We start from the raw sequence: 8,624 nt of genomic DNA on the forward strand, positions 1-8,624 counted from the left end.
GGATGCCGTCTAAGCTCTGAAGGTTGGTTTTGCCCTGGTTTCACGGAGGATTAAATATGCTGCTGTTGTGGATACTGGTTCTGGTTGTCGGGATTGCGTATTTAGCCCACCGCCGTATCGCCCCGCTACCCGCCCTGTGCATCGTTGCCGTTTATGTGGTGGCGATGGGGGCCTTCAGTCGTGCGCCTGGCTGGCTGCTGCTGGTGCTCTGGGTATTGATCGCGGCCGTCGCGGCGCCCTTGTTGCTGCCCGACCTGCGCCGCAAATACTTCAGCGCGCCGCTGTTCAACTGGTTCCAGAAAACCCTGCCGCCGATGTCGGAAACCGAGCGCGATGCCATCGACGCCGGCACGGTGTGGTGGGACGGCGAACTGTTCAGCGGCCGTCCGGACTGGGACAAACTGCTGTCCTATCCCAAAGCTCAACTGACCGAAGAGGAACAAGCCTTCATCGACGGCCCGACCGATGAGCTATGCGCGATGGTCACTGACTGGCAGATCGGCCAGGACATGGACCTGCCGGCCGAGGCCTGGACCCACATCAAGGAAAACGGTTTCTTCGCCCTGATCATTCCCAAGGAATACGGCGGCAAGGGTTTTTCTGCCTACGCCCACTCCCAGGTGGCCATGAAACTGGCGACCCGCAGCGGCGACCTCGCCTCCACCGTGATGGTCCCCAACTCCCTCGGCCCGGCTGAGTTGTTGCTGCATTACGGCACCGACGAACAACGTAACCATTACCTGCCACGACTGGCGCGCGGCGATGACATTCCGTGCTTCGCCTTGACCGGACCATTGGCCGGCTCCGACGCCGGCTCTATGCCCGACACCGGGGTTATCTGCAAAGGTGAATGGGAAGGCAAGGAAACCCTCGGCCTGCGCCTGAACTGGGAAAAGCGCTACATCACCCTCGGCCCGGTCGCCACCCTCCTCGGCCTGGCCTTCAAGGCGTATGACCCGGATCACTTGCTGGGCGATGAAGAAGACCTGGGCATCAGCCTGGCGCTGGTCCCGACCGACACCGCCGGTGTTGAGATCGGCCGTCGTCATCTGCCATTGGGCGCAGCCTTCATGAACGGCCCGAACTCCGGCAAGGACGTGTTCATTCCGCTGGACTTCCTCATTGGCGGCCAGGACATGCTCGGCAAAGGCTGGATGATGCTGATGAACTGCCTGTCGGTCGGGCGCTCGATTTCGTTGCCTGCGGTCGGCACCGGCGCGGCGAAGTTCACCAGCCTGGTAACCGGTCAATACGCGCAGATTCGTGAACAGTTCAACGTACCGTTGTCGGCGTTTGAAGGTATTCAGGAAGCCATGGCCCGCATCGGCGGCAACGCCTGGATGATGGACGCGGCACGGATGCTCACCGCCAACGCGGTGGACCTCGGCGAGAAACCGTCGGTGCTGTCGGCGATTCTCAAGTACCACCTTACCGAACGCGGGCGTGAGTGCATCAGCCACGCCATGGATGTGCATGGCGGCAAGGCGATCATCATGGGGCCGAACAATTACCTGGGTCGCAGCTGGAATGGCGCGCCGATCTTCATCACCGTCGAAGGCGCGAACATCCTCTCGCGCAACTTGATGATCTTCGGCCAAGGGGCGATTCGCTGCCATCCATTCGTCCTGAAGGAAATGGCCCTCGCTGGGCGTGAAGACAAGGATCAGGCCCTCACCGAGTTCGATGGTTTGCTGCTCAAGCACATCGGTTTTGCCGTGAGCAATGCCGCCAGCACACTGGTGCTGAACCTTGGTTTTGGTCAATTCGAACATGCACCGGGAGACAAGCTCAGCCAGGGGTACTTCCGTGCGCTCAACCGTCAGGCGGCTGCGTTCGCCCTGCTCGCGGACTTGAGCATGATGTTGCTGGGCGGCGAACTGAAACGTCGCGAACGCCTGTCGGCACGCCTGGGGGATGTGCTCAGCAACCTGTACCTGGCCTCCGCCGCGCTCAAGCGTTACCACGATCTCGACTCACCGGAACACATGGCGCCGCTTTTTACCTGGGCCATGGAAGAAAGCCTTGGTCAGTCGGAACGTGCGCTGGATGAATTGCTGACCAACTTCCCGAACAAGGTTTTGGGCTGCCTGTTGCGGGTGATCGTGTTCCCACTGGGTCGCCGTCACAAAGGGCCGTCGGACAAGCTCGGTGCAGAAGTCGCCGCGGTGATTGGCCGGGCCAAGGGCGATCCAACCCTGGAAGAACTGCTCGGCGGATGCTTCCGTCCGCAGTCGGCCGATGACGCCGTTGGTGCCCTGCAACACGCGTGCGACCTGTTGAATGCGGTGCAGCCGGTGCAGAAAAAACTCCACATGGCGCTCAAAAGCGGTCAGGTCAAACCGGTTGCCGGGGAAAACGTTATCGACGCCGCGCTGGAAGCTGGTGTGTTGCAGCCGGTGGAAGCGCACAACCTGCGCAATGCCGAAGTGGCGCGGCGCAAGGTGATCGATGTCGATGATTTCGACAAAGAAGAGCTGAAGCTGGCCGAAGGAAAGGTCCGCTGATCCTGCTTGCGATGTAAAAAAGGGCGCAGGAGCTTTATACTCCCGCGCCCGTTTTGCTCTTGAGGACTTATCTCGTGTCCAACATCGTTGCCGATCATCTCGTTTTGCTCGACCACCTGCGCAGCATCCTGGTCGCCGTGGGTGAGGCCGATCAGGTTCCCGAAGAAAGCCATGCCTTGTTCCTGGAGCGCTTCGACGAACTGCGTGCGTTGCTGCCGGTCGACCCGATCGAAAGCCAATACCTGGGCCAGGACATCCTGTGCCAGGTGATCACCCGTTACCCGCAAATCGCTCACCTGGTCCCGCGTGACCTGTTGTGGTATTTCGCCGGTGACTGCCTGCACTACATGCCCGATGATGAAATCGACTTGTATCAGGCGTTGGAAGAACGTCGCTTCGAAGCTGAACAGAACGACGAACCGTTCGACTGGAATCAGGAAAAGCAGTTGCTGGCGATGTCGAACGACGACAGCAAGCACTGATCCCCGGTCAGAAATGCAAAAGGCCCGCATGGTTGAACATGCGGGCCTTTTTTGTACATCGTCCCCCCCTGTAGGAGCTGGCTTTGCCAGCGATGAGGCCCTTGAATTCCGCGGTGTTTTCCAGGCCGCCATCGCTGGCAAGCCAGCTCCTACAAGGTTAGCGTTGCCTCCGGTCCGGGTCAGAGCAACCCATCACTCTCGGGCAATTCGTACTCCGCCGCGACCTTGCCTGCCACACCGGGTTTACCCGGCTTGCTCAATGTCGGCTCCTTCCCAAGACATTCCACCAGATAGTCGATCAACACCCGCAGCTTGGGTGGCATATAGCGGGTCGGTGAATGCAGCAACCACGCCCCGCCGTGGTACGACGCCAGAAACGTCCAGTCCGGCAACACCTGCACAATCAAGCCCTGCTCCAGCGCATAACGCGCGGTGAAGTACGGCAGGCTGCCAATCCCGATGTGCTGCAACACCGCGCCCAGTCGCACACCGGTGTGATTGGCGGCATATCGCCCACGCACACCGACGGTGACGGCCTTGGTGCCTTTCTTGAATTTCCAGCGCGCATCACTCGGGGTCTCACCCAGGTAGATGCAACTGTGGTTGAGCAAGTCATGGGGATGGGTCGGCGTGCCGTGCTCGGCCAGGTACTGCGGGGTGGCGCAGAGTAAATGGTCGATGGTCAGCAATTGCCGACCGACCAGCCCGGCAGGTGGCCGATCAGTGATACGAATCGCCAGATCGACGTTGTCGTCGATCAAATCCACCTGACGGTCTTCGAGTAACAGTTCCACATCCACTTTGGGATAACGCCGCAGAAATTCCGGCATATGCGGGTGAATCACGAATCGTCCTACGGCTTTGGGCACGCTGACTCGCACCAGCCCTTCCGCTTCATGGGTGAACTGACCGCTGATTTCCATCACCGACTTGGCTGCGCTGACCATCTCCTGGCAACGCTTGAATACTTCCTCGCCTCCGTCGCTCAGCCGCAGTTTGCGCGTAGTGCGTTGCAACAGGCGCGTGGCGAGTGCCTTCTCCAGACGCGAAATGCTGCGACTGACCGCCGACGGTGAAGAACCCAGCTGACGCGCCGCTTCGGAGAAACTGCCGGTCTCGACAACCTTGACGAATATCGCCATTTCACCGAGCAACGGCAGAGGAAGATTTATGCTCACAGCGCAACAGTCCTTTGATGTTTGAACGGATTATCACGCAATTCCACGCTTCATATAATAAAAAACAAAATTTTTAATGAGGACATGGAATATGACGCTTCGCCTCTTTTTCCATAGTGATGACCTCAAGGCTAACGTGGAAGTCCTCGATTGCACGCCGCACGAGAACGAATTCGCCGTGGTGCTACGCGCCACACTGTTCCACCCTCAGGGCGGCGGACAACCCTTTGACACCGGCTGGATCGGCGAAAGCCAGGTACTGCGCGTGGTCCAGGACCCGGACCGGATCATCCATTTCGTCGACCGCCCCGTCCCTCTCGGCATGACCCAGATTCGCATCGATGAGCAACGTCGCCAGTTCAACGCACGGATGCATTCCGCTGGCCATTTGATCGGCCATTTCGTCCAGGCCATGGGCTGGATGCCGATCAAGGCGCATCACTGGCCGGGCGAGGGACGCGTGCAGTTCAAACCGGTGGATTGCGCGCAGGAGGTTGACGCCCGGACCATCGAGTCCGGCATTGAACAATGGATCGACCACGACCTGCCGCGCCTGACATCGTTGCGCGAAGGCGCCCGGGAAATCGGTTTCGGTGAACTGCCCGCCTATGGCTGCGGCGGCACCCATGTACGTAGCCTGAAGGAATTGGGCACGGTCACGATCGCTTCCGTTTCGCAGAAGAAAGGAACGCTGTCAGTCCACTACAGCGTGGACTGAGCATTTGGACGATGCCGACTCCGGCATCGCCTGGCGCCGGGGGGGCCTGCATTCGCGGGTTCCGTTGACTATCCGATAGATGGACCTGAACCATGATGCTTGACGTCGAGCGTCTCGATGAGACGTGCATAAAAAAACTGGCCAACGAAGAAGTCCTCGCCATCCGGGTCAAAAGTTTCCTGGCCCCGCCGCTGGCGATTCAGATCGGCGACAAGATTCTCGAGCCCGGTTTCGAAGGCTATATCAACGCACCGAGCATCGGTCGCATCGGCATGGCGTTTTATGAGGCTGAAAACCAGCCACTGCTGATCGAAGACTATTTCGAACGCGCCACGCGCAACATCGCGGAACTGCGCAACCGTTGCGCGCCCTACTCGTCCCCGGTCGACACCCTGCGCTGCATGCTCGATGAGTCCTGGCCGGCAGGTGCGCATCTGGAAAACCTCTACGGCCGCAAGATGTATGTCGGCTTGTCCCGAGTGGTGAAACCCGGCGTGTGCTTTCTGGCCCACCACGACATCTTCGCCAAGGACGCTCCCGACAGTTACCAGGCCAGAAGCCTCGATGCGCAATTCGCCTGCAATGTTTACCTGAACATGCCCACCGAAGGCGGCGCGCTGCAGATGTGGGACCACGACATTTCTCCCGACCAGTTCGACGAAATGCGTGGCGACAGTTACGGCATTGATCCGGCGTTGCTCGGCACTCCGATCCTGGAGGTCCTTCCGCAACCTGGTGATTTCATCATGTTCAATTCGCGCTGTATGCACTCGGTGACACCGGGCGTGGCCGATCCGCGCCTGAGCCTTTCTTTCTTTGTCGGCTATCGCGGCAATGCTTCACCCCTTACTTTCTGGAGTTGAGATGCAGTTTTCGAATTACCTGGGCGAGTTCCTGGCGCTGGCGACAATTCACTTTCTGGCCGTGGTCGCCCCCGGACCGGACTTTGCGGTCACCATCCGCCAGAGTGTGCGTTTCGGTCGGTGGGTAGGCATCTGTACGGCGCTGGGCATCGGCGCGGGCATTTCCGTGCACGTGCTTTACACCCTGCTTGGCGTCGGCGCGCTGATGCACACCACGCCCTGGCTGCTGACCGTGGCCAAGGTGATCGGCGGTGCCTACATTTTGTACCTGGGTGTGAGCCTGTTGCGCAGCAAGCCCAAATCCGCACTGGAAGGTGATAAAGAAGCCGACGAGCCGTTCGTCGAGCAAACGCTGCTGAAGGCGTTCACCACCGGGTTTCTGACCAACGCGACTAACCCCAAGGCCACGCTGTTTTTCCTGGCAATCTTCACCACCCTCATCAGCGCCACGACCCCGCTGAACATTCAGGCGCTTTACGGCCTCTGGATGTGTTTCGTGAACGCACTGTGGTTTGTCATTGTTGCCCTGTTCTTCTCCAGCAGCCGGGTGCGCGTGCTGTTCATGCGCATGGGCCATTGGTTCGAACGCACCATGGGGGTGATTCTGATCCTGTTCGCCGGGCGCCTGATTCTGTCGATGTAAAAACCCGCCCACGCAAAAGGCCCGCTCAGTCTGACTGGCGGGCCCTTTTTTTTTGGCTTGAATATAAATTTTGCACAAACAAAAACGCCGCTCAATGAGCGGCGTTTTTGTGAATTTGGAGCGGGAAACGAGACTCGAACTCGCGACCCCGACCTTGGCAAGGTCGTGCTCTACCAACTGAGCTATTCCCGCAAATGGCGTCCCCTAGGGGACTCGAACCCCTGTTACCGCCGTGAAAGGGCGGTGTCCTAGGCCACTAGACGAAGGGGACACGCTGCCCGGAACACATGGTGTGTGTTTCGGTGCCCAGACCCGCATCCGAAGACTTGGTTCTGGTTTCACTCAGCCCTGCCCGAAAGCAACGCTGTTTAAAATTGGAGCGGGAAACGAGACTCGAACTCGCGACCCCGACCTTGGCAAGGTCGTGCTCTACCAACTGAGCTATTCCCGCATATTGGCGTCCCCTAGGGGACTCGAACCCCTGTTACCGCCGTGAAAGGGCGGTGTCCTAGGCCACTAGACGAAGGGGACACACGTACAACATTCACTCCCTACCGCGTTTCGCTGTGTGCTTTACGCTGTAAGTGGCGCGCATTCTATGGATGGATTGAAGGGTCGTCAACCCCCAGATATAAATTTATTTAAATCAATGACTTCGCCCTGCTTTGAGCGGCGAATACGGCTTTTTGCTCGCCCTGTGTTTGACGCCTATATTCTGACACCCGCCAAGACGTTATAGTCCACCCACGCAACAGATGATGGCAATGTGCACCACGCACACTATTACTTATATAAGCAGGATTGCGGTCGATACAGGCATAAGCCTGTTCGTTTCAACCCGTCGAGCGGCCCTATGCGCTCCCCTGCCAAGCCACTACACTCGCACGCGAATCCCATAAAGAGGTCTTACCGGTGACACCACTCATGATCACCCTGCTAGTCGTAGCCGGGATCGCACTATTGATCGCCATTGGGTACATGAACCATGTGGTGGAAAACAACAAACTGGAAAAGGCCCGCACCAAGGTTGAGCTCAACGACCGCCTGCGTCGCTGCGGCGAAATTACCGAAACGTTCCCTGGCCAGTTGATGACTCCGGCTCTCAAGCTGTTGTTGACTCGCCTGGAACTGAACGTCTGCCAGCGCCTGTTGAATCTGGAAAAATCCAGCGCCAACCTCAAGGTGCGGATCAGCGAACTGAACACCCTGGTCGCGCAGGGCGAATCGATCCCGGTCAACAACCCGCCGGCACCGATCCAGACCGAAGCCAAGGCCAAGGATGTACGCTTCCTGCTCGAGGCACTGCACGGTCAGATCACCCGCGCGGCACAGGACGGTTTCCTGCCGACCAACGAAGCCAAACGCTGGATCCGCGAAGTTCGCCACATCCTGGTTCTGTTGCACATCGAATTCTTCAACAACCTCGGCCAGCACGCCCTGCAACAAAACCAGCCTGGCCAGGCTCGCCTGGCGTTCGAACGTGGTGTGCAATACCTGCGAAAACAACAGGAACCTCAGGTCTACGCCGAACAACTCGAATACCTGGAAAAGCTCCTGGCCCGTGCGAATGCACAAGTCATGGACAAAACTGCGCCGGCTGAAGGCGAAGTGAACCAATTGACCGAAGGCCTCAAAGACGTCGAGGCTGATGCGGACTGGAAGAAGAAAGTGATTTACGACTGATCAGGGAAAGCTGAAAAGCCACCGACAAGGTGGCTTTTTTTTGCGCTGGGTTTTAGCGGCGGGTACATCCGGGGAAGATTGGGCGGCTGTCAGGCCGTCATCGCCGGCAAGCCAGCTCCTACAAAGGGCGTGATACATCCGCGAGAATCGGTCGGCTGTCAGGTCGCCATCGCCAGCAAGCCGGCTCCTACAATGGATCGGCGTACACCCACCAAACCACGAGGCCGAGCGTTAGCTCGCCTTGCGCTTTTGATCTTGATCTACCCGCCCCTTCGGGAGGCCGAGTGGAGGTTCTGCGCAGTGGGCAACCCGGCATGGATGCCGGGTTAGCCGCGCACGGCCATGGATGGCCGATCGCGGCGGGCCCACGGAGCAGGACCGGAGCGAGGGAACGCCGAGCCTAAGCGAGGGGCCGGACGCTGGGGCATGAAGGGGTCAACCACATAGGTAACAGAAAAGTTCAGGCACATAGGTAACACCTGATCACGTATTTCTGATTACTTTGAGCGTCAGATAAGCATCTTTAGCGTCTCTTTCATCAACACGGCCCAGT

At 58.8% G+C, this 8,624-nt stretch carries 7 protein-coding genes and 4 tRNA genes; 6 read left to right on the plus strand and 5 right to left on the minus strand.

Annotation, left to right across the window (positions count from 1 at the left end):
• Nucleotides 1-56 precede the first annotated feature (56 nt).
• Both IB254_RS26125 and IB254_RS26130 read left to right on the plus strand, forming a co-directional pair.
• Nucleotides 57-2,504 (plus strand): acyl-CoA dehydrogenase, encoded by a 2,448-nt coding sequence (locus IB254_RS26125; protein WP_192420272.1) that lies wholly within the window; start codon nt 57-59, stop codon nt 2,502-2,504.
• Between the two features lie 74 nt (nt 2,505-2,578).
• Nucleotides 2,579-2,986: a PA2817 family protein gene (locus IB254_RS26130; protein WP_008032949.1), complete on the plus strand. Its 408-nt coding sequence runs from the start codon at nt 2,579-2,581 to the stop codon at nt 2,984-2,986.
• Between the two features lie 179 nt (nt 2,987-3,165).
• Here the strand turns inward: IB254_RS26130 and IB254_RS26135 are convergent, their stop codons facing one another.
• Nucleotides 3,166-4,164 carry a LysR family transcriptional regulator gene (locus IB254_RS26135; RefSeq protein ID WP_008036719.1) on the minus strand — a complete coding sequence of 333 codons (999 nt, stop codon included), beginning with the start codon at nt 4,162-4,164 and terminating at the stop codon, nt 3,166-3,168.
• Nucleotides 4,165-4,255: 91 nt separating this feature from the next.
• Between IB254_RS26135 and IB254_RS26140 the strand changes: the two genes are divergently transcribed.
• The 3 genes from IB254_RS26140 to IB254_RS26150 all read left to right on the plus strand — a co-directional run bounded on the left by IB254_RS26140 (nt 4,256) and on the right by IB254_RS26150 (nt 6,388).
• Complete coding sequence (locus IB254_RS26140; RefSeq protein WP_192420275.1) at nt 4,256-4,882, plus strand: alanyl-tRNA editing protein; 627 nt, start codon at nt 4,256-4,258, stop codon at nt 4,880-4,882.
• 92 nt (nt 4,883-4,974) lie between these two features.
• Complete coding sequence (locus IB254_RS26145) at nt 4,975-5,745, plus strand: 2OG-Fe(II) oxygenase (protein ID WP_008032955.1); 771 nt, start codon at nt 4,975-4,977, stop codon at nt 5,743-5,745.
• Nucleotide 5,746: 1 nt separating this feature from the next.
• Nucleotides 5,747-6,388 carry a LysE family translocator gene (locus IB254_RS26150; protein ID WP_192420277.1) on the plus strand — a complete coding sequence of 214 codons (642 nt, stop codon included), beginning with the start codon at nt 5,747-5,749 and terminating at the stop codon, nt 6,386-6,388.
• Between the two features lie 116 nt (nt 6,389-6,504).
• Here the strand turns inward: IB254_RS26150 and IB254_RS26155 are convergent.
• From IB254_RS26155 to IB254_RS26170, 4 genes are all read right to left on the minus strand, one after another.
• A tRNA-Gly gene (locus tag IB254_RS26155) sits at nt 6,505-6,580 on the minus strand.
• Nucleotides 6,581-6,583: 3 nt separating this feature from the next.
• Nucleotides 6,584-6,659, minus strand: a tRNA-Glu gene (locus IB254_RS26160).
• Between the two features lie 104 nt (nt 6,660-6,763).
• A tRNA-Gly gene (locus IB254_RS26165) sits at nt 6,764-6,839 on the minus strand.
• Nucleotides 6,840-6,843: 4 nt separating this feature from the next.
• A tRNA-Glu gene (locus IB254_RS26170) sits at nt 6,844-6,919 on the minus strand.
• A gap of 393 nt (nt 6,920-7,312) precedes the next feature.
• On the opposite strand from IB254_RS26170, the gene IB254_RS26175 reads away from it, so the two are divergent.
• Entirely contained in the window at nt 7,313-8,071 is a 759-nt protein-coding gene (locus tag IB254_RS26175) for a hypothetical protein (protein ID WP_192420279.1), read from the plus strand.
• Nucleotides 8,072-8,624: the final 553 nt, after the last annotated feature.

The sequence above is a fragment of the Pseudomonas sp. PDM03 genome, from assembly GCF_014852385.1.
Taxonomy (GTDB): domain Bacteria; phylum Pseudomonadota; class Gammaproteobacteria; order Pseudomonadales; family Pseudomonadaceae; genus Aquipseudomonas; species Aquipseudomonas migulae.